This window comes from Polynucleobacter brandtiae (assembly GCF_002797575.1).
Lineage (GTDB): Bacteria > Pseudomonadota > Gammaproteobacteria > Burkholderiales > Burkholderiaceae > Polynucleobacter > Polynucleobacter brandtiae.
In genome coordinates this window covers 515,394-536,627 of the sequence record NZ_PGTX01000001.1, presented here as the reverse complement: position 1 = coordinate 536,627, position 21,234 = coordinate 515,394, and the positions used below count along the sequence as shown (strand labels likewise).

Genomic DNA, 21,234 nt, shown 5'->3' with positions numbered 1-21,234 from the left:
TTGATTACAAAACATGCGTTACCAATCTACCCGAGGCAATAGCCCACAGCAATCCTTCCTAGAAATACTGCTTGGTGGCTTAGCCCCAGACGGAGGTTTGTACTTGCCAGTGGAATACCCACAAGTGAGCCCAGCACAATTAGACTCATGGCGAAGCTTGACTTACGCAGACTTAGCATACGAAGTATTAAGCTTGTATTGTGATGACATCCCTGAAGAGGATTTACGCGCTCTATTGCGTAAGACCTATACAGAGCAAGTCTATTGCAATGGACGTAAAGCGGACAATGCAAAAGATATTTCACCTTTACATTGGCTGGGAGAAGAGGGCGGTACTCGCCTAGGTTTATTAAGCCTTTCTAATGGACCTACTTTAGCTTTTAAAGATATGGCGATGCAGTTGCTTGGCAATCTTTTTGAGTATGCCTTGAAGCGCTCAGGACAAAAACTGAATATCTTGGGCGCCACCTCTGGTGACACCGGTAGTGCAGCTGAATATGCTATGCGCGGCAAGGAAGGGGTGAATGTTTTCATGCTTTCACCTCGCGGCAAGATGAGCGCGTTTCAATCTGCGCAAATGTATTCTTTGCAAGACCCCAATATTTTTAACCTGGCAGTTGCCGGTGTATTTGATGATTGTCAGGACATTGTTAAAGCCGTTAGTAACGATCATGTCTTTAAAGTAAAGTATCGAATTGGCACAGTTAACTCGATTAACTGGGGCCGTGTTGTTGCGCAAGTAGTGTATTACTTCCAGGGTTACTTGCTAGCTACTCAATCAAGTTCAGAAAAAGTATCGTTTACGGTGCCCTCAGGAAACTTTGGCAATATTTGTGCAGGGCATATTGCCCGTATGATGGGATTGCCAATCGCTCACTTAGTTGCAGCCACCAACGAAAACGATGTACTGAATGAGTTTTTTAGTACTGGCGTGTATCGCGCACGAAAGTCAGCGGAGACCCTCCACACTTCAAGTCCATCAATGGATATTTCTAAGGCCAGTAACTTTGAGCGCTTTGTGTTTGATCTCGTTGGTAAAGACGGTGCACAAACCGCGGCGATGTTTAAGCAAGTGGATACCGCTGGCGGCTTTGATATTTCCCAAGAGCTTATTTTTCAAGAGATGGGGCAGTATGGTTTTCAATCTGGCCGAAGCACGCATCAAAATCGCCTAGATACAATTCGAAATGTAGATCAGCAATACAACATCATGATTGATACGCATACTGCCGATGGTGTAAAAGTCGCAAGAGACTACCTAGAGCCCGGGATTCCGATGATTGTTTTGGAAACGGCACTTCCTATTAAGTTTGAAGAAACAATTGAGATTGCTTTAGGTCGCCCTGCCGAGTGCCCAGAAGCATTTAAGGACATTAAGTCTAAGCCTCAGCGGGTCGAAAATATAGATGCAGATGTCAATCAAGTTAAAACATTCCTTGCGACGCACCTCGATTAATTTAGTAAGCCAGTTTACTTATTAGCCCATGACCAAAAAGCCCCCGATGTTGACTGCCCATGAGGCTTTGGAGCATCTTCTGTCACATGCTAAGCCTGTAGAAGAGCAAGAATCCGTTGCGATGCAATCGGCTTTGGGTCGAGTTCTTGCGCAAGACGTTAATAGCTTAGTGGATGTACCGCCAGTCGATAACACTGCCATGGACGGCTACGCAGTGAGTAGTTTTGATACCGCAATACCAGGAAGCATGCTCAAAATTGGGCAGCGTATTCCTGCGGGGTCCGTGGGGATTCAATTAACTCCCGGCACTGCTGCTAGGATATTTACTGGCGCCCCAATACCCTCGGGTGCCGACGCAGTAGTGATGCAGGAAGACTGCATCATCCTTGAAACCCATTCAGATCAGGTTCAGGTAACCATCGCACCAACGGCTGGTCAGTGGATTCGGCGTCGTGGTGAAGATCTCACGGCAGGGAAAACAGCACTTACTGCAGGTACTTTTCTGCGTCCTCAAGAGTTGGGTGTAGCAGCTTCCGCTGGTTTAACTCACTTGGACGTCAAGCGCCGCGTGAAGGTAGCCGCTTTTTTTACAGGGGATGAGCTATCGCTTCCTGGACAGCCGCTCAAGCCAGGTGGTATCTATAACTCTAACCGCGATACTTTATTAGCTTGTCTTCAATCGCTGGGATGTGAGCCAACGGATTTGGGTATCGTTCCAGATCGTCTTGAGGCTACTCGTGAAGCTTTGCGAAGAGCAAGTCAGGATCATGATTTGATCATTACTTCAGGCGGCGTATCGGTTGGCGAGGAAGATCATATTAAGCCAGCAGTCAGCGCTGAAGGCCGTTTAGATTTATGGCAAATCGCGATTAAGCCAGGTAAGCCTTTGGCTTTTGGTGCGGTACGTAAGTCGGGTCAGCCAGATGGTGGTGAGGTTTGGTTTATGGGTTTGCCGGGCAACCCAGTTTCCAGCTTTGTCACCTTCTTATTGTTTGTAAGGCCCTTTATTTTAAGGCTTCAAGGGCGCCCAGTAGTGACACCGCAGTCTTATCCTATGCGCGCTGATTTTAATTGGCCCAAGGCTGATCGTCGTAATGAGTTCTTACGCGTAAAAATCAATGACCAGGGTGGCTTAGATTTGTTTCCTAATCAGAGCTCTGGGGTGCTTACCAGTGCCTCGTGGGGCGATGGGTTACTTGATTGCCCGCCGGGTCAGACGATTCAGGTTGGTGATATGGTCAAGTACATTCCATTTAATGCACTACTGACTTAGCCAAACTTCGACTCCTACCCTCGACGCCTACCCCAGCCCCAATCTTTTCCATGAAAATCCAATTACGATTCTTTGCCTCTTTACGTGAAGGCCTTGGCCTCTCAGAAGAAAGTATTACCGTTGCTGACAATATCAAAACGATTGCAGACTTAAGAGCCTTTTTAATACTTCGCGGTGACCCTTGGTCTGAGGTACTAGCGAGTAACAAAGTGATTCGTTGTGCCCTGAACCAGCAAATGGTCAATGACATTACCTCTTTGGAGGAGGGGGCTGAAGTAGCTTTCTTTCCCCCAGTGACTGGCGGCTAGGATGTCAGAGGCCATCATTCGTATTCAGGAGGCAGACTTTGACCTTACTGGTGAAATCTCAGCATTGCGTAAAAATGATCCTCAGGTGGGTGCAGTAGTTACTTTTTTAGGCACCGTCAGAGATATGAATGACGGCAGCCAGGTGCGAGGCATGACGCTAGAGCACTATCCCGGGATGACTGAAAAAGCCCTTGAAGACATCGTTACGCAAGCAAGTGCGCGTTGGGATATTCGTAAAGCATTAATTATTCATCGTGTGGGCCCGCTACTACCGGAAGATCAGATCGTTTTGGTAGCAGTAACTAGCGCACATCGAGGCGAAGCCTTTTCAGCCTGTGAGTTCATTATGGATTTCCTCAAGACCGACGCTCCTTTTTGGAAAAAAGAAGAGACACCTGAGGGTGGTCGATGGGTGGATGCCCGAGTGTCCGATGACGCTGCAATCGCTAAATGGGATAAAGCCGAAAAACTAAAGCCGTAAAACTAAAGCCAAAAGACTAGTCATTTATTAAGCTAACTGTATTTTTCGGAATGTCAGATTAATTCGGGGAGCCACCAGTGTCTTAGTTTTTAATAGGCTATGGCGCCAGTATTCCTGAATCGGGGGGTGCATGATCAGCAAGCTGCCATTCTCTAAAAATAAAGAAACGGTTTCTTGATCCTCTCGATGACGAAAGGCAAACTTTCTTCTTCCGCCAAGACTAAATGAAGCGATTGGCATATTGGAATCTAATTCTTTTTCATTATCACTGTGCCAGCCCATACCTTCATCGCCGCTGTGGTAAAGGTTAGCTAGACAGGAGTTAAATTGACATCCCGACAGCGCCTCAGCTTTTGCTTTAATCAATAATAGGGCTGGGGTCCAGGCTTGAGGCTGACGTTCAATTCCGGAATAGGTGTAACTGCAATCAGGATCTCCTATCCATGCCACTTTTCTGCGAGTCGTCACTACTTTACCGAACATCATGACTTGATCTGGCTGCCATAAAACAGACCTGATGAGTATCTGTAGTAACTCGTTAGATTGGTCTTGAGGGAAGATTGCGCTGAGGTAGTGTGCTTGGCCATCCCTTGTTAATACGGATATCAAGCTATTAGAGCCTAGATCTTCAAAGGGTAAATCTGGTGTATTCATTCGTTAGGGCGGGTAAGAGCAGGAATTGGATAAAAACTCTAGAATAGACTTAATTGTTTATTTTAAGGTTTAGTGAGGTTAATGATGAAGGCACCGGCAGGATTTTGTTGTGGATCGGGCGTATGCATTATTAATGATGCAGGAGAGTGCTGGTGCGGCCAGATTTGGGATGGGGAAAAAATGAGTGCACCAAAGCTCATCATGAAGGACAGCAATAGCGTTGAGCCCCCCTCGGTAAATGACTCTACTAAGGCTAATTGACCTACTAAATAATTTATTTGATTTGGAGAACAACATGATTCAAAAATTACGTATTAAGCTAGCTCGTTGGATTTTAGGAAAGCACTGTCCTTGCTATCAAATGGGGCATCACTCGATGGTTGACTTTCAGCAACGTAGCGCTGATCAAATCGAGAAAGCCAGAAATATGAAAAGTGCCTCTTCCAGTTAGCGACCACACTAAACCCAGTACCAGCGAGTGAGATGAAATGAAAATCTGGCGAATGCGACGCAATTGCGCATTGTCCCCCCGTCAGTTGCTGCAATTTTATTTAGTGCTGGTCTGCCTCTCCTTGACGGTTGGCATCGGATTTTTTCTCGTTGGGGTAAAAATGATTTTGGTGTTTACAGCTATTGAAATCACTGCAGTAACGGTCGGATTTTTAATTTATTGCCGACATGCGCTCGATTTTGAAGAGATTGAAATCAGCGGAACTCGCTTAATAGTCAAAAAATTTATTGCCTACAAAGAAACCTGCTTTGAATTCAATACGCAATGGGCTAGAGTGATTCCTCCGCTAGAACACCAGAAGGTGTTTTATATCGAGCAATCAGAGCAACGGGTTGAGTTAGGTCAGTTCTTGCGGCCAGAGCCTTTGAGAATGTTGATATCTGAATTAAGACCTCGTCTGGCTTAATCGCATGCAAACCATCATCTGAAAAGGGTTACTAGGGCAGGCTCAGCAACTGGAAGAAATTAGTTCCATACTTCAATCTAGTGATTAGATTCACCTTTATTAATTAATCTCACATTTTCGACAAATTCAATATGGACATCACAACAGCAGTAAAGGCAGCCCTCAATACTTTGGTTGATATTGCCTCTCATTCAAACAGTGCTAGGCCCGTTACTGGATTGGAGCTAGCCCAACGACAAAATCTGTCGATCAGCAGAATAGAGCTCTTACTGAGCGCACTACGTGCGGCTGGAATAGTGAAGGGCACCAAGGGACGTCGTGGGGGCTACATCTTGCTGCAAGACCCTAGAATGGTGACCATCAAGGATGTTGTTTTGGCAATGAATTACATCAAAAAACGTAAGGTTGAGGCATGCGATATTGCTAGCGAACTTTATCAATCTTTGGAAGCTTACATGCTTAGTTGCATGGCTAACGTTACTCTGTCATCTGCAATCAAGGACTATGTTCCTCGCTTTAGTGACATGCAGTCTGTACCAGAACGTCAAGCGTTTATCAGCCCTAAGACTACGCCTGAAAAATTGGCTAAGGGTGAAGTGCAAAGGGTTGTTAAAACCACCTTCAAGAAAGTGGAGCAAGTGCCACTTGGACCAAACTCGATCTTTAGTTTTGGTGCTTACTTGGAAAAATCAAGCGCCTGCTAAATTTAGGTCTCGAAAAACGCCCGCTTCTGGGAACGAGGTAAACGCTTTAATCTTGCTTCTGCCTTAGAGGCCTCAGATCGATCCGAGTGAGTCTGGGTTGCTATCACCGTCACTGGCCGACGTGAACGGGTGTAGCGGGCTCCCTCACCTGAGTTATGGGCCTCTAGTCGATGCTCCAGGCGATTGGTAATGCCGGCGTAATAACTGCCATCAGCGCACTCTAAAAGATAAACAAGCCAAGTCAAGGTAGGGTTAAATTCGCTTTTAAATAGGATAAAACACTTGAAATTTTCAATAATGTCCTTATATTCTATAGGTAGATATCTACAGATCCAATAAGGAATCCAAATGAGAATAGATAAGTTCACTACTAAATTTCAAGAGGCGCTTAGTGAGGCACAAAGCTTAGCCCTGTCTAAAGATAATCAATTTATCGAACCAGCGCATCTGCTCATCGCCATGCTGCGGGATTCTGATGGTGGCGCAAAAAGCTTGCTCACCCGTGCCGGTGTCAATGTAGCCAGTCTAGAAAAAGCTTCTGAGAGGCTGATTAATAATCTTCCTGAAGTGCAGGGTACAAACGGCGAAGTGCAGGTTGGCCGTGACTTAGGCAATTGGTTTAACTTGTGTGAAAAAGAGGCCACGAAACGCGGTGATCAGTTTATTGCGGGCGAACTATTTTTATTGGTAGTGGCCGACGATAAGGGTCAGCTTGGCAAGATTGCGAGTGAAAGCGGCTTGAATCGTAAATCATTAGAGGCGGCTATTGATGTAGTCCGCGGAGGAGAATCAGTGAATAGTGCAGATGCCGAAGGACAACGTGAGGCCCTTAAAAAATATACAGTGGATTTAACTGAGCGAGCACGCTTGGGTAAGTTGGATCCAGTGATTGGCCGGGATGATGAAATTCGTCGCACCATTCAGATATTGCAACGTCGCGGCAAAAATAACCCCGTATTAATTGGCGAGCCTGGGGTTGGCAAAACTGCGATCGTAGAGGGTTTAGCGCAGCGGATTATTAATGGTGAAGTTCCTGAAACCCTAAAAGAAAAGCGTGTCCTCGTATTGGATATGGCGCTACTTTTGGCGGGCGCTAAATATCGTGGTGAGTTTGAGGAGCGCCTGAAAGCAGTGTTAAGCGATGTTGCTAAAGATGAGGGTCGCACGATTATCTTTATTGATGAGATTCATACGATGGTGGGGGCTGGTAAGGGCGATGGCGCTATGGATGCGGGCAATATGCTCAAGCCTGCCCTGGCTCGTGGTGAATTGCATTGCATTGGCGCCACTACCTTGGATGAATATCGTAAATATATTGAGAAAGACCCAGCTTTGGAGCGTCGGTTCCAAAAAGTCATGGTGGAAGAGCCTACTGTAGAAGCAACGATTGCGATCTTGCGTGGCTTGCAAGAGCGCTATGAGCTTCATCATGGTATTGAAATCACTGATCCGGCAATTGTGGCGGCTGCTGAGCTTTCTCATCGTTACATTACAGATCGCTTCTTGCCCGATAAGGCGATTGATCTAATAGATGAAGCAGGCTCGCGTATTCGTATGGAGATTGACTCTAAGCCAGAAGTTATGGATAAGCTAGAGCGTCGTCTCATTCAACTGAAGATTGAGCGTGAGGCTGTCAAGAAGGAAAAAGATGATGCCTCTAAAAAACGCTTAGCGCTAATTGAAGATGAGATTCAGCGCTTAGGTGCTGAGTATGCTGATTTAGAAGAGATTTGGAAAGCAGAGAAAGGTGCCGTCTTAGGCGCAGCACACATCAAGGAAGAAATTGAAAAGGTACGCGCAGATATAGTGAAGCTACAGCGTGCAGGCAAGCTGGAGCAAGTTGCTGAATTGCAATATGCTAAATTGCCAGAGCTAGAGGCTAAGCTGAAATCTGCCGCTGCTGCAGAGGCCAACAGCAGCAAAGATGGCGTAATTAAAAATAAGCTGTTGCGGACTCAGGTAGGGGCAGAAGAAATTGCTGAGGTAGTTTCCCGTGCAACCGGTATTCCGGTATCCAAAATGATGCAGGGTGAGCGCGATAAATTACTCAAGATGGAGGAGTTACTTCATCACCGAGTAGTAGGCCAAGAAGAGGCTATTCGTGCGGTATCAGATGCAATCCGTCGTTCACGTGCGGGTCTTGCTGAAGAGCATCGTCCCTATGGCTCATTCTTATTCTTGGGGCCAACAGGCGTAGGAAAGACCGAGCTTTGTAAGGCTTTGGCTGGTTTCTTATTCGATAGCGAAGAGCACCTCATTCGCATTGATATGAGTGAGTTTATGGAGAAACATAGTGTTGCGCGTTTAATCGGAGCGCCTCCTGGTTATGTAGGTTATGAAGAGGGCGGCTACCTAACGGAGAAGGTGCGACGCCATCCTTACTGCGTCATCTTGTTTGATGAAATTGAGAAGGCGCATCCTGACGTATTCAATGTACTACTGCAAGTACTAGATGATGGTCGTTTAACAGATGGTCAGGGGCGCACAGTCGATTTTAAAAATACTGTGATTGTGATGACTAGTAATATCGGTTCGCATCTGATTCAGTCTATGGTCGGTAAGAAACAGATTGCGATAAAAGATGCAGTTTTTGAAGAGCTAAAAACGCATTTCCGTCCAGAGTTTCTCAATCGTATTGATGAGATCGTTGTGTTCCACGGTCTAGATAAGGGAAACATCGCCAATATCGCCAAGATCTTACTTAAAAACTTGTCTGACCGGCTTGCGAAAATCGATATGCATCTTGATGTTACCGATGCGGCCTTAGCAAAGATTGCAGAAGTAGGATTTGATCCGGTGTTTGGAGCAAGGCCGCTAAAAAGAGCGATTCAGCAATATATTGAGAACCCTGTCTCGAAGATGATTTTGGAGGGGAAGTTTGGTCCTGAAGATACCGTGCCAGTCGATGTCGATCAAAAGGGTGACTTTATCTTCACTAAGTAATCGGTAGTAAACTCGGCACATGATTGATGCGCTACAAATAAGGCGTGCCAGTGATGTCCGAGTAGTTGGTTTAATCAGCTTGGCACACGGCAGTTCCCATTTTTTTCATTTAATTTTACCGCCGATGTTCCCATGGCTTAAAGCAGAGTTTGGCTTTAGTTATGCAGAGCTAGGTTTGTTGATGACGATTTTCTTTGTCGTCTCTTGCATCATTCAGGCAGCTTCTGGATTTTTGGTAGATCGTATAGGCGCTCGCCCAGTGCTGTTTATTGGAGTTGGGCTACTTGCCCTTGCTGCATTAACTTACTCACAAAGTAATGGGTATGCTATGTTGGTGATAGGGGCAGTGATTGCTGGTAGCGGTAATGGTATTTTTCACCCGGTGGATTACACCTTAATCAATCATAAAATTTCCCCGCCAAATTTACCCTATGCGTACTCTATTCATGGCGTAACCGGTTATCTGGGCTGGGCTGCCGCCCCAGCCTTTATGGTTGCAATGGCAACCCTTGCTGACTGGCGAATGGCCTTCTTATCCGCTGCGGTTCTAGAGGCGTTAATACTCTTAGTGCTGTGGTTAAGCCGTGAACGGCTCATTGACAATGTAAAAGAGCGCCAAGCAGAATCTGCGGCTACTCATGCTGCAGCAAACCCTGGTACTGGGGCGCTGACTACTTTTGCTTTTCTGAAGCTACCTGCCGTATGGCTGTGTTGGATTTTCTTTTTCTTTAGTATGTCAGCCACTACCGGCATGCAATCATTTGCCCCGAGTGCTCTTTTTCAAATCTATGGGCTACCTGTCAGTGCGGGTAATTATTTTTTGACACTAATGTCTTTGGGCGGAGCCGGTGGGATGCTGCTGGGTGGTTATTTTGCTAAGCGTTTTGCCAATCCGGAGCGCATCATCACCATCTGCTTTACGAGTAGTATTTTGATGGGTTTATTGTTGGCGACAGGGTGGGTTCCCTTTGATGGCATTGTCATCCCCTTTATTGTTATCGGTGCTGGCTTGGGTATTGCTGCACCTTCAAGAGATTTGATGATTCGTACCGCTACTCCAGCGGGGGCATCTGGCAGAGTTTATGGCATTGTGTATTCCGGAATTGATTTAGGCGCCGCTCTTAGTCCGCTGCTATTTGGCGTCTTCTTAGACGCCGGTTTACCTAAATTGCTATTTGTGGGCGTGGCATTGCTGCAGCTGATGATTATCTTGACTGGATTTAAGGTGGCCACTATGACGGCCCTTAAAGCTCAGTCAGTCGCTTAATTTCATAACATGAAAAAGCATTTCTGCTGTTAAAACTTTTTTATTAGCTGTCACAGGGAAACGTTTCACCTGTTGATCCCGATTTCCACATTATAAAATATTTATTTTAAGTTATTGATTTTATTGGATTATTAAATCTTAACAAGTCTCAATATAAATCTTGCATGCCGTTGTTTTCTATATAAACTCTTATATAAGACATAAGACTCACCGTCTCAATATTTTGTTTAATTTAGGGAGAAAACCATGGCAGATCGCAAAGCAGAAATTGCAGCAATTCAAAAGGATTGGGATACCAATCCCCGCTGGAAGGGCATCACTCGTGGCTATACCGCTGAGGATGTTGTTCGCCTGCGGGGCTCATTAAAGATTGAGTACACTTTGGCCAAACATGGGGCTGAACGATTGTGGGACTTAGTCAACAGTGAGGCTTATGTCAATTGCTTAGGTGCTCTGACTGGCGGTCAAGCAATGCAGCAGGTCAAAGCCGGTGTTCAGGCGATTTACTTGTCAGGCTGGCAGGTTGCTGCTGATGGCAATTCTTCTGCTGCAATGTACCCAGATCAATCACTCTATCCAGTAGATTCTGTTCCCAAGATGGTTGAGCGGATTAATAATTCCTTTCAGCGTGCTGATGAGATTCAAACGGCCAAAGGAATTCAGAAGGGGGATGCCGGCTATATAGAGTATTTCGCTCCTATCGTAGCGGATGCTGAGGCTGGATTTGGTGGTGTACTGAATGCCTTTGAGCTCAGTAAGGCGCTCATTAAGCAGGGCGCTGCAGGGGTTCACTTTGAAGACCAGCTGTCATCAGTAAAAAAGTGTGGTCACCTTGGCGGTAAGGTCTTATTGCCAACAGCAGAGTCAGTTCAAAAATTGATTTCAGCTCGCTTAGCTGCGGATGTTATGGGTGTACCAACCATTATTTTGGCTAGAACAGATGCTGAAGCTGCTGACTTAATAACCTCTGACTACGATGCAAACGATAAGCCATTCTTAACAGGAGAGCGCACTCCAGAGGGTTTCTATAAAACACGCAAGGGCTTGGATCAGGCTATTTCCCGTGGTTTAGCTTACGCTGCCTATGCCGATATGGTCTGGTGCGAGACGGGCACTCCCGACCTAGAGTTTGCTCGAGAGTTTGCAGAGGCCATTCGCGCTAAATTTCCTGGCAAGATGCTGGCGTATAACTGCTCACCCTCTTTCAACTGGAAGAAGAATTTAGATGATGCAACGATTGCTAAATTCCAACGCGAATTAGGTGCAATGGGTTACAAGTATCAATTTATTACCCTCGCTGGTATTCATTCGATGTGGTACAACATGTTCGATTTGGCTCAAGATTATATGCAGCGTGGCATGACAGCGTATGTTGAAAAAGTACAAGAGCCCGAATTTGCAGCGCGTGACCGGGGCTATACATTCGTCTCGCATCAACAAGAAGTAGGCACCGGTTACTTTGACGATGTCACGACTGTAATACAGGGCGGTAAATCTTCAGTAACCGCTTTGACAGGCTCAACAGAAGAAGAGCAGTTCCACTAACTTAGTACATCCCCTAGTTTTAGTGTTTATCGGCACCTAAATAACTCCATAAGAGTGACTTAGGTGCCTTTTTCATATACATTCTGCCTATGAATACTTGCCCCCTTTGTAAAGTAGTTCCCTCATCCGAAGAGGGTGAGTTAATTTGGCGTGGGGATGACTGCCGGGTATTCTTGGTAAACGACGCAGACTTACCTGGATTTTGTAGGGTCATTTGGAATCACCACGTCGCTGAGATGACGGATCTTAGCTATGGAGAGCGTGAGCACTTAATGACTCTGGTCTTTGCGGTAGAGGAGGCGATTCGTCATGTAATGAAGCCAGATAAGGTCAATTTAGCTGCCTTGGGGAATATGGTGCCCCACATTCATTGGCATGTGATCCCCCGTTATAGGGATGATGCTTTCTTTCCGGGATCAGTGTGGTCGCAACGGATTCAGGAAACATCAGCGTCTGCAATTGAAGCGCGTCAGCTCTTAGCAAAGAATCTATCGGCGGCTGTTAAATCTGCGATTACAGCATTACGCTAAACCAATTTTTTTAGTGCTTCGAGATATCTTTCGGGACTAAGGGGCTGACCCTCGCGTTGCGTCTCCCACATTACCTGCCCTAAACATTCCATGATGGCGTGTTGAGACTCATGCTCTGTTCCTAGTTTCTTCCAAAGCTGTGCCGAGATTGCTTTAATCCCAGGCGGCTGATCAATAGAGATTTGCTCACTAATGGATAAGTGCATCGAGAGATGTAAAAAAGGATTTGTTTCCCCACGCTCTGGTGTGTAGTCTTGCTCTACAGCGCTCTCTGGGTCTAGTAACAAAGTGTGATATTCGGGATGTTGGATCATCCAGTCGCTAGCAATCATTTCCATCGGTGCCAGAATCTGATTTTCTATTTTCTTTTTCCAGGTGTCACAGAAAAAACGCCGCACCTCTTCCCGTGTCGGATTAAATATGGCCACGTACTTTTCCTTTGCCAGTTTTTTGCTTAAAGCTGCAAAGGGGTTCGACAATGCATTGCTCGCATTCAGGGTTACGTGCTTTGCAGGTATATCGCCCATGCAAAATAAGCCAATGATGTGCGTCTTGTAAAAACTCCTTAGGTATACGCTTTAGTAGTTGCTCTTCAACCTTCACAACATCTTTTCCTGGCGCTAAGCCCGTACGATTAGATACTCTAAAGATATGTGTGTCTACTGCCATGGTCGGATGTCCAAAGGCCGTATTGAGAATAACATTCGCCGTTTTTCTTCCTACGCCTGGAAGGGATTCTAATTCCTCGCGAACTTGTGGAACTTCACCGCCATATCGCTCTACTAATAAATGGCAAGTCTCTTGAATGTGTCTACCCTTAGCATTAAATAATCCAATATGCTGGATGAAAGGCTTGACCCCCGCTTCGCCTAAGTCCAATAGTGCTTGCGGAGTGTTGGCGATCTTAAATAGCCCCCTTGTACCTTTGTTTACTGAAATATCGGTTGCTTGTGCGGATAGCAATACCGCAATCAAGAGTTCAAACGGCGAGCTGTATTCCAATTCAGTTTCTGGGTTGGGATTGTTCGCCCTGAGTTGCTCAAAAAAGGCCTGTCGCTTTTCGGGATTCATGATTACTTTTGCTGAGCGCGCGCAATAGCTGCAGCGATGATTGCACGCTTGCGCTCTTGCTCTTGTTTTGCCTCTTCAGACCGAGGGGATTGCGCATTGATTTCATCTAATTTAGCCGCAGCTTTTTTGGCAAGACGTGCATCATTATCTCGCTCTTCGCGATCTAATCTCGTTTCACGGGCATGGTAACGGCTGCGCGCTATGTCGGCTAATGGTACAGACCAGGCATCCCATCCAGTCTGGGTGCCAGTGACATCGATCATAGTGATGCAGTCAACTGGGCAGGGTGGAATACAGAGGTCGCAGCCAGTACACCAATCACTCAAGACTACATGCATTTGTTTTGAAGCCCCCACAATCGCATCAACAGGGCAAGCCTGAATACAGAGCGTGCAACCGATGCACGTACTTGAATCAATCAAAGCAATGGTTCTGGGGCGTTCTAATCCGCAGTCAGTATCGATCGTTGGATTGAGCTTAAAAGTAGCCTGAGGATATATGGGTGCCAGCACCTCAGACAAGCGCTTGATGCCTTCTACACCGCCTGGTGGACATCGGTTAGGTAGGGCCTCACCTGAGGCCAAGGCCTCAGCATACCCCCTGCAGTCGGGGTAGCTGCATTTAGTGCACTGGGTCTGTGGTAACAGATTTTCGAGACGATCAGCAAGTGTAAGCTGTTGCTGGCTTTGCATATTTTTCTGAATGCCCTAGAACTAGAAACGCGACCCTTAGGTCGCGCTGCTAGTTTATGCAGACTTCTGACCTTCTAGCTTTGGCGGCCGCGCTCTCGTTTTCTTCTGAACAGTCTGGTGCTCACGAATAAACGATTTAATTTTTGGGTACACTTTTTCACGCCAACGACGACCAGCAAAGATGCCATAGTGCCCAGCCCCAGCAACCTCGTAATGATCTTTATTGGGCTTAGTGATACCCGAACAAAGTGCATGGGCGGCGCGTGTTTGGCCGCTTCCAGAAATATCATCTAACTCACCTTCGATACTGAGCAGGGCAGTCTCGGTAATATCTTCAGGCTTTACTAATTTACCTGCCACTTTCCATTTGCCATCAGGCAAGGCGTAATCTTGAAAGACTATTTTGATCGTGTCTAGGTAAAACTTCGCATCCATATCAAGGACAGCGTTGTACTCATCATAAAAACGAATATGTGCTTTAGCATCTTGCTCATCTCCACGCACTAGATTTTGAAAGTAATCCCAGTGAGATTGCATATGATTTTTTGGATTCATGGCCATAAAGCCAGTGTGCTGCAAGAAGCCAGGGTAGACCTTACGACCTGCACCAGGGTAATTCGGTGGGACGCTGTAAATAACATGACTCTCAAACCACTCAAATGATTTTTGGTCTGCCAAGTCGTTCACTGCCGTTGGAGACTTACGAGCATCAATTGGGCCGCCCATCATGATCATGGATGCTGGAGTTTTCTCACCAGCAGTAGCCATCAAAGAAATAGCTCCTAAAGTCGGAACTGTAGGCTGACAAACTGAGATTACATGAAGGTTTTCCGCGCCAATGGTGCGGATAAATTCTTGCACATAATGTACATAGTCATCTAAACCAAATTCACCATCTTCAAGGGGTACAGTGCGGGCATCGATCCAATCGGTAATGTAGACCTTGTGATCTTGCAATAAGGTACGCACGGTGTCGCGTAGTAAGGTGGAGTGATGGCCAGACATCGGAGCCACAACTAAAACAACGGGATCCTCTTTAAGCTTCTTAATTACTTCCACATCATCAGAGAAGCGCTTAAAGCGAATTAATTTACAAAATGGTTTAGTGACGGTAGCGATTTCATGAATAGCAACATCTCGTCCGTGTGCATGCACTGAGCGAATACCAAATTCAGGCTTCTTATAGTCTTTACCTAGACGGTAAAGCAGTTCATAGCCAGCGGCCAATCTTTCAGAGCCAGGAATTTTTGAAGCTGGGTTAGAGGCATCTATAAAAGCAGCAGAGGCAGCGCGTGCCCATGAACTCACTGGCTCTAACAAGGATTTCTGAAATTCATGTAGTTGATATAGCATGTTGTCTCCTGGTATGGCTCAGTGTAACTGCTGTTTAGACTAAAACGCGGGCTATTGCGACTGCAGCTTTGTCAATATTGTGTGTATTGAGGGCGGCTACGCAAATGCGACCAGTGGAGAGGGCATAAATGCCATCCTCCTTCTGTAAACGCTCTACTTGCTCTGCGGTTAAGCCGGAGTAAGAAAACATACCACGCTGTTTTTCGATGAAAGCAAAATCTTGCTTTACCCCAGCGGCAACCAGCTTTTGAACGAGTCCTTGGCGCATTGCTTTAATACGATCGCGCATCTGGGCTAATTCATCTTCCCAGAGTTGACGCAACTCAGGCGAATTGAGCACGGCCGCCACAATAGCAGCACCATGAGTTGGGGGATTGGAATAGTTCGTCCGAATGACTCGTTTTAACTGAGATAGCACGCGAGTGCACTCATCTTTGCTTTGAGTCACGATGGAGAGGGCGCCTACGCGCTCACCGTAGAGTGAGAATGATTTAGAAAAAGAGCTAGAGACAAAGAAAGACATGCCAGAGTCAGCAAATAAACGTACTGCTATGCCATCCTGCTCGATGCCATCCGCAAACCCTTGATAAGCCATATCCAGAAAAGGAATAAGCTGTTTTTCTTTACAAATAGCAATCACTTGATGCCACTGCGCCTCAGTAATATCAGCCCCGGTAGGGTTATGGCAGCAGGCGTGCAGTAATACAGTAGTGAACTGTGGAAATGACTCTAACGATTTGACCATGCCATCAAAATTGACACCACGAGTCTCTCCGTCAAAGTAAGCGTACTCCAGTACCTCAAAACCCGCGGACTCAAAAATACCGCGGTGGTTTTCCCAAGTAGGGTTGCTGATAGCGCAAGGCGCATTTAGGTTCAGGCGTTTAATAAAGTCAGCGCCAACACGCAATGCACCCGTACCGCCCAAGCATTCAGCAGTTACGACACGACCCGCTTTAATTAGCTCAGACTCAGCGCCAAACAAGAGGTTTTGGACTGCACTGTTGTAAGGATTTGGTCCTTCAATTGGAATATAGCCGCGCGGGGAGCGCTTAGCCACAATAGACTCTTCCGCTTTAATTACCGCCTTTAAAAGTGGCACTTTGCCCTCGTCCGTGTAGTACACACCCACACCCAGGTTCACTTTATCTGCACGTTGATCGGCGACATAGGCTTCGGTAAGGCCAAAAATAGGATCTTTAGGGGCTAGCTGGACGGAGGCAAACAAGGTCATTGGGAGGTCAGTAAGTAGGTGTTCAGGGTTAAATAAGTATTTAAATCAATGCTTTATCGATTTGAAGTCGATAGAATTTATTTCAATCTTGGTATTTTGGCATCAGGTTTAGCTATTTCTTCATAAAAACGGCAAAATCATTGTTTGTGAAAAATTCGCTGTAGCTAAAAGCCACAAGTGAAATAATAGCTGAGATGCCCCCAAAGTACCCTAAAAAATCCTCTGTAGAGACAGAAAGTGCGTTAGCCCCCAAAGCCCAATCCACCATACAGGCTGACCCCTTAGGTGAAGCAGGTCACGACCTCGATCCTGCAAAGTTCGTTTCCTTCCCCGATTCCCCTTTTCATCTTTATCAACCGTTTCCGCCTGCAGGCGATCAGCCAGCCGCAATCGATGCATTGGTAGCTGGAATAGAGGATGGCCTGACCTTTCAAACGCTATTGGGTGTTACTGGCTCGGGCAAAACCTTCACGATGGCCAATGTGATCGCCAGAACAGGTCGACCTGCCATTATTTTTGCTCCAAATAAGACCTTGGCTGCGCAGCTATATAGTGAGTTTAGGGAGTTCTTTCCCAAAAATGCAGTTGAGTACTTTGTCAGTTATTACGATTATTACCAGCCTGAGGCTTACGTTCCTACGCGCGATTTATTTATTGAAAAGGACTCGTCCATCAATGAACATATTGAGCAAATGCGACTCTCGGCCACAAAGAGTTTATTAGAGCGACGCGACGTCATTATTGTCTCAACCGTATCGGCAATTTACGGCATTGGCAACCCTGGCGACTATCACAGTATGGTGATGACATTGCGTCCCGGTGACAAGATGAGTCAGCGTGATATTTTGATGCGTTTAATTGCGATGCAATACGATCGAAATGAAATGGACTTTAAGCGGGGTGTATTTCGAGTGCGCGGCGATACGATTGATATCTTCCCAGCCGAACATAATGAGTTAGCAGTTCGCGTTGAGTTATTTGATGATGAAATCGAAAGCTTGCAATTCTTTGATCCGTTGACAGGCAAAATTCGCCAAAAGATTCCGCGCTTTACGGTCTATCCAAGTTCGCACTACGTGACCCCTCGCGATACCGTCTTAAAAGCTATCGAGACAATTAAGGTTGAATTACGACTTCGTTTAGATGAGTTTGTGAAAGATGGCAAGCTTGTAGAGGCGCAACGTCTTGAGCAGCGTACTCGTTTTGATTTAGAAATGCTCAATGAACTTGGCTTTTGTAAAGGGATTGAAAATTACTCTCGTCACCTGTCAGGGGCCATGCCAGGTGAGGCACCGCCTACGTTAGTAGACTATTTGCCTAATGATGCGCTGATGTTCTTAGATGAGAGCCATGTTCTGATTGGGCAGCTTAATGCAATGTACAACGGTGATAAATCACGTAAACAAACCTTAGTTGAATTTGGATTCCGGCTGCCATCAGCAATGGATAACCGGCCACTGAAATTTTCTGAATTTGAAACCAAAATGCGTCAGACCATGTTTGTATCCGCTACCCCAGCGGATTATGAAAATACGCATACTGGACAAGTAGTTGAGCAAGTAGCAAGACCGACTGGATTAGTAGACCCTCAAATTGAGGTCCTACCAGCTAGTACGCAGGTAGATGATTTACTTGGTCAAATTCATGAACGAGTTAAGGTGCATGAGCGGGTCCTGGTGACGGTCTTAACAAAGCGGATGGCAGAGCAGTTGACAGACTATTTATCCGATCATGGCGTGAAGGTGCGCTATGTGCACTCTGATATCGATACTGTCGAGCGCGTAGAAATTCTGCGCGATTTACGTTTGGGTGTGTTTGATGTTTTGGTGGGTATTAACTTACTTCGAGAAGGTTTAGATATTCCTGAGGTTTCCCTTGTCGCCATCTTGGATGCCGATAAGGAAGGTTTCTTACGTTCTGAGCGCAGCTTAATTCAGACGATTGGACGGGCAGCGCGCAACGTTCGCGGCAAGGCAATTCTGTATGCCGATCGCATTACGAATTCTATGCAGCGGGCTATGGATGAGACCGACCGCCGCAGAACAAAGCAGGTGGCTTTTAACAAAGCGAATGGCATTGTGCCTCGTGGGGTCAAGAAGCGCATCAAGGACATTATTGACGGTGTTTATGACGTAAAAGAAAAGCGTACAGAAATGCAGGTAGAGCAAGAGCGCGCGCACTATGAGGACATGACCCAAAAAGATCTCTCCAGTGAAATCAAGCGCTTAGAGAAGCAAATGAACACGGAAGCTAAAAATCTTGAGTTTGAAAAGGCAGCCAGCACTCGAGATCGCCTGACCAAAGTTAAGGAGATGGCTTTTGGTGCCAGATCTAGGGATAGTGTCTAGCTAGGGCTAAAGATATTAACCCCTTGCAAATTTGTGTGGTTTATGATAAAGTTGAGTGGAATGGTCGGGTATTACCCACCTGGCTGTTAGCTGTCCATAACAATCCATTACCAAGGTGCCATATGAGACTTACAACAAAAGGTCGTTTTGCAGTAACCGCAATGATTGATCTAGCCCTCCGTGAAGCGCACGGACCTGTTACTTTGGCTGGAATTAGCCAACGACAGAAGATTTCTCTTTCTTACTTAGAGCAGTTATTTGGAAAGTTGCGCCGATTTAACATCGTCGAGAGTACCCGTGGCCCTGGCGGCGGTTATACCCTAGCCCGCAAGTCCGAAGAGATCAGTGTTGCAGACATTATTGTTGCGGTCGATGAGCCGCTCGATGCCACCCAGTGCGGCGGTAAGGGTAATTGCCAGTCTGATGAAGAAAACCATGGCCACTGCATGACCCATGATCTTTGGACGAATCTGAACTCCAAGATGGTTGAGTATCTCAGTTCAGTATCTCTGAATGATCTTGTTCAACAGCAAGAGGGTCGCGGCATAGTGATTCAAGACATGCGACACAAGAAAATTAAAGTTGAAGGTGCAAAGGCTCAAAAATCAGCCCCAGCACATTCAGTTAAGAAAGAGCTTGCTCCCAAGCGGCCCCTAATTAATTCTGTTTTTAATTTGGCTAAGCTGAGCAATTAAACCTAGTAAAGCCCTAACCATCTAACCCATAAGCCAATCATGAACGCACCACAAGACATTCCTCAGCAATCGATACCGATGTTTAGTCCAAAACACTTTCCTGTGTACATGGACTATTCCTCCACCACCCCAATCGATCCCCGTGTCGTGGATAAGATGATGCCTTTTCTGCGCGAGCAGTTTGGTAACGCAGCGTCTCGGAGTCATGCTTATGGCTGGGCAGCGGAAGAGGCTGTTGAGTGGGCGCGTTCAGAAGTGGCGCAATTGGTACACGCCGATCCACGAGAAATCGTATGGACCAGCGGCGCTACTGAAAGTATTAATTTGGCATTGAAAGGCGCTGCTCACTTTTACAAAGATCGCGGCAATCACATCATTACCGTCAAGACTGAGCACAAAGCCACACTAGACACTTGTCGCGACCTAGAGCGCGAAGGTTTCGAAGTGACCTATTTAGACGTGCTACCCAATGGTTTGATTGACTTTGAGCAACTCAAAGCGGCAATGAAACCGGGAACCATCTTGACTTCAGTAATGTATGTCAATAACGAAATTGGTGTCATTCAAGACATACCTGCAATTGGTGAGCTCTGTCGTGAGCGTGGCGTTATTTTGCACGTTGATGCAGCGCAGGCTACCGGTAAGGTTGAGATTGATTTAGAAAACACCAAAGTCGATCTAATGAGCTTCTCAGCCCATAAGAGTTACGGTCCAAAGGGAATGGGTGCTTTATTTGTCCGTCGTAAGCCCCGCATTCGGATTGAGTCTCAGATACATGGTGGCGGTCATGAGCGCGGTATGCGGTCTGGCACTTTGGCAGTGCATCAAATTGTGGGTATGGGCGAAGCCTTCCGTATCGCTCGTATTGAAATGGCTGAAGAAAATAAACGCATCCGTGCTTTGCGGGATCGTTTATTAGCTGGCTTAAAAGATATTGAAGAAGTGTATGTCAACGGCGATATGGATAATCGTGTTCCCCATAATCTCAATATTAGTTTTAACTATGTTGAAGGTGAGTCGATGTTGATGGCGCTTAAAGATTTAGCAATTTCTTCTGGCTCTGCCTGTACCTCAGCCTCCTTAGAGCCCTCCTATGTCTTGCGTGCGCTTGGCCGTAATGATGAGTTAGCGCATAGTTCGATTCGCTTTACCTTGGGGCGCTTCACTACGGAAGAGGAAGTGGACTTCACAATCAAACTGGTGAAAGAGAAGATCGCCAAATTAAGAGAGCTTTCACCGTTGTGGGAAATGTTTAAGGATGGCATTGATCTCAGCACCATTCAATGGGCTGCACATTAATCGGCTTTTAATAGAAATATAGAACAGTTAATAAGGAAATATCATGGCTTATAGCGACAAAGTAATTGATCATTATGAAAACCCCCGCAATGTCGGTTCATTCTCCAAGGCGGATGACAACATTGGTACCGGCATGGTTGGCGCACCTGCTTGTGGCGATGTCATGAAACTCCAAATCCGGGTTAATGATCAGGGCATCATCGAAGATGCAAAGTTTAAGACCTACGGATGTGGTTCTGCAATTGCTTCCTCCTCTTTGGTTACAGAGTGGGTTAAGGGTAAAACCTTGGATCAGGCATTAGAGATTAAGAACTCACTGATTGCAGAAGAATTAGCACTACCCCCTGTAAAAATCCACTGCTCCATTTTGGCTGAGGATGCTATCAAGGCGGCAGTTGCCGATTACAAAGAAAAGCATCCCGTTCAGTAATTGTTTGGTAAACAATGAGTAAAAATTAGGTTCT

The 21,234-nt window shown here is 46.1% G+C and carries 23 protein-coding genes; 16 read left to right on the top strand and 7 right to left on the bottom strand.

What is annotated here, in order from left to right:
* Positions 1 to 13 precede the first annotated feature (13 nt).
* From thrC to moaE, 4 genes are read left to right on the top strand one after another with little or no spacing between them, the layout of a single operon-like run.
* Positions 14 to 1,456, top strand: a complete 1,443-nt coding sequence (thrC, locus tag B0G85_RS02755; protein WP_100378896.1) for a threonine synthase — start codon at positions 14 to 16, stop codon at positions 1,454 to 1,456.
* 28 nt (positions 1,457 to 1,484) lie between these two features.
* Positions 1,485 to 2,729, top strand: coding sequence for a molybdopterin molybdotransferase MoeA (locus tag B0G85_RS02750; RefSeq protein WP_100378895.1), 1,245 nt, complete (start codon positions 1,485 to 1,487; stop codon positions 2,727 to 2,729).
* 50 nt (positions 2,730 to 2,779) lie between these two features.
* Positions 2,780 to 3,037, top strand: coding sequence for a molybdopterin converting factor subunit 1 (gene moaD / locus B0G85_RS02745; protein ID WP_100378894.1), 258 nt, complete (start codon positions 2,780 to 2,782; stop codon positions 3,035 to 3,037).
* 1 nt (position 3,038) lies between these two features.
* Positions 3,039 to 3,518, top strand: coding sequence for a molybdopterin synthase catalytic subunit MoaE (gene moaE / locus B0G85_RS02740; protein ID WP_100378893.1), 480 nt, complete (start codon positions 3,039 to 3,041; stop codon positions 3,516 to 3,518).
* A gap of 27 nt (positions 3,519 to 3,545) precedes the next feature.
* Here the strand turns inward: moaE and B0G85_RS02735 are convergent, their stop codons facing one another.
* Positions 3,546 to 4,172 (bottom strand): alpha-ketoglutarate-dependent dioxygenase AlkB family protein, encoded by a 627-nt coding sequence (locus tag B0G85_RS02735; protein WP_100378892.1) that lies wholly within the window; start codon positions 4,170 to 4,172, stop codon positions 3,546 to 3,548.
* An 81-nt stretch (positions 4,173 to 4,253) separates the two neighbouring features.
* On the opposite strand from B0G85_RS02735, the gene B0G85_RS02730 reads away from it, so the two are divergent.
* From B0G85_RS02730 to B0G85_RS02720, 4 genes are all read left to right on the top strand, one after another.
* Entirely contained in the window at positions 4,254 to 4,433 is a 180-nt protein-coding gene (locus B0G85_RS02730; protein ID WP_100378891.1) for a hypothetical protein, read from the top strand.
* Between the two features lie 34 nt (positions 4,434 to 4,467).
* A complete protein-coding gene (locus tag B0G85_RS10235; protein WP_157799269.1) occupies positions 4,468 to 4,623 on the top strand; it encodes a hypothetical protein in 156 nt (51 codons plus the stop codon).
* A 37-nt stretch (positions 4,624 to 4,660) separates the two neighbouring features.
* Complete coding sequence (locus tag B0G85_RS02725) at positions 4,661 to 5,089, top strand: DUF2244 domain-containing protein (RefSeq protein ID WP_100378890.1); 429 nt, start codon at positions 4,661 to 4,663, stop codon at positions 5,087 to 5,089.
* A 131-nt stretch (positions 5,090 to 5,220) separates the two neighbouring features.
* Entirely contained in the window at positions 5,221 to 5,793 is a 573-nt protein-coding gene (locus B0G85_RS02720; protein ID WP_100378889.1) for an RrF2 family transcriptional regulator, read from the top strand.
* A gap of 2 nt (positions 5,794 to 5,795) precedes the next feature.
* On the opposite strand, the gene B0G85_RS02715 is transcribed toward B0G85_RS02720, so the two are convergent.
* Positions 5,796 to 6,038 carry a GIY-YIG nuclease family protein gene (locus tag B0G85_RS02715; protein WP_100379158.1) on the bottom strand — a complete coding sequence of 81 codons (243 nt, stop codon included), beginning with the start codon at positions 6,036 to 6,038 and terminating at the stop codon, positions 5,796 to 5,798.
* 103 nt (positions 6,039 to 6,141) lie between these two features.
* Here B0G85_RS02715 and clpB point away from each other — a divergent pair, with 103 nt between their 5' ends.
* From clpB to B0G85_RS02695, 4 genes are all read left to right on the top strand, one after another.
* On the top strand, positions 6,142 to 8,736 hold the full coding sequence (gene clpB, locus B0G85_RS02710; protein ID WP_100378888.1) for an ATP-dependent chaperone ClpB: 2,595 nt from the start codon (positions 6,142 to 6,144) through the stop codon (positions 8,734 to 8,736).
* Between the two features lie 19 nt (positions 8,737 to 8,755).
* Entirely contained in the window at positions 8,756 to 10,003 is a 1,248-nt protein-coding gene (locus tag B0G85_RS02705) for an MFS transporter (RefSeq protein ID WP_100378887.1), read from the top strand.
* 246 nt (positions 10,004 to 10,249) lie between these two features.
* Complete coding sequence (aceA, locus tag B0G85_RS02700; protein WP_100378886.1) at positions 10,250 to 11,548, top strand: isocitrate lyase; 1,299 nt, start codon at positions 10,250 to 10,252, stop codon at positions 11,546 to 11,548.
* Between the two features lie 89 nt (positions 11,549 to 11,637).
* Positions 11,638 to 12,078, top strand: a complete 441-nt coding sequence (locus B0G85_RS02695) for an HIT family protein (protein ID WP_100378885.1) — start codon at positions 11,638 to 11,640, stop codon at positions 12,076 to 12,078.
* On the opposite strand, the gene B0G85_RS02690 is transcribed toward B0G85_RS02695, so the two are convergent.
* The 5 genes from B0G85_RS02690 to B0G85_RS02670 are packed head-to-tail and all read right to left on the bottom strand — an operon-like array spanning position 12,075 to position 16,428.
* A complete protein-coding gene (locus B0G85_RS02690) occupies positions 12,075 to 12,500 on the bottom strand; it encodes a DUF1841 family protein (protein ID WP_100379157.1) in 426 nt (141 codons plus the stop codon). The two genes, B0G85_RS02695 and B0G85_RS02690, sit on opposite strands and share 4 nt — an antisense overlap.
* A complete protein-coding gene (gene nth, locus B0G85_RS02685; RefSeq protein WP_100378884.1) occupies positions 12,493 to 13,149 on the bottom strand; it encodes an endonuclease III in 657 nt (218 codons plus the stop codon). The genes B0G85_RS02690 and nth overlap by 8 nt, the downstream gene beginning before the upstream one ends.
* A 2-nt stretch (positions 13,150 to 13,151) precedes the next feature.
* The gene (gene rsxB / locus B0G85_RS02680) at positions 13,152 to 13,841 is read right to left on the bottom strand and encodes an electron transport complex subunit RsxB (RefSeq protein WP_100378883.1); all 690 of its coding nucleotides are present in this window, start codon (positions 13,839 to 13,841) and stop codon (positions 13,152 to 13,154) included.
* A 54-nt stretch (positions 13,842 to 13,895) separates the two neighbouring features.
* Entirely contained in the window at positions 13,896 to 15,194 is a 1,299-nt protein-coding gene (locus B0G85_RS02675) for a polyhydroxyalkanoate depolymerase (protein WP_100378882.1), read from the bottom strand.
* A 34-nt stretch (positions 15,195 to 15,228) separates the two neighbouring features.
* Complete coding sequence (locus B0G85_RS02670) at positions 15,229 to 16,428, bottom strand: amino acid aminotransferase (protein ID WP_100378881.1); 1,200 nt, start codon at positions 16,426 to 16,428, stop codon at positions 15,229 to 15,231.
* 194 nt (positions 16,429 to 16,622) lie between these two features.
* On the opposite strand from B0G85_RS02670, the gene uvrB reads away from it, so the two are divergent.
* The 4 genes from uvrB to iscU all read left to right on the top strand — a co-directional run bounded on the left by uvrB (position 16,623) and on the right by iscU (position 21,200).
* Complete coding sequence (gene uvrB, locus B0G85_RS02665; RefSeq protein ID WP_232725906.1) at positions 16,623 to 18,776, top strand: excinuclease ABC subunit UvrB; 2,154 nt, start codon at positions 16,623 to 16,625, stop codon at positions 18,774 to 18,776.
* Between the two features lie 122 nt (positions 18,777 to 18,898).
* Positions 18,899 to 19,471 carry a Fe-S cluster assembly transcription factor gene (locus B0G85_RS02660; RefSeq protein ID WP_100378880.1) on the top strand — a complete coding sequence of 191 codons (573 nt, stop codon included), beginning with the start codon at positions 18,899 to 18,901 and terminating at the stop codon, positions 19,469 to 19,471.
* A gap of 39 nt (positions 19,472 to 19,510) precedes the next feature.
* Complete coding sequence (locus tag B0G85_RS02655; protein ID WP_100378879.1) at positions 19,511 to 20,770, top strand: IscS subfamily cysteine desulfurase; 1,260 nt, start codon at positions 19,511 to 19,513, stop codon at positions 20,768 to 20,770.
* Positions 20,771 to 20,813: 43 nt separating this feature from the next.
* Positions 20,814 to 21,200 carry a Fe-S cluster assembly scaffold IscU gene (gene iscU / locus B0G85_RS02650; protein WP_100378878.1) on the top strand — a complete coding sequence of 129 codons (387 nt, stop codon included), beginning with the start codon at positions 20,814 to 20,816 and terminating at the stop codon, positions 21,198 to 21,200.
* Positions 21,201 to 21,234 lie beyond the last annotated feature (34 nt).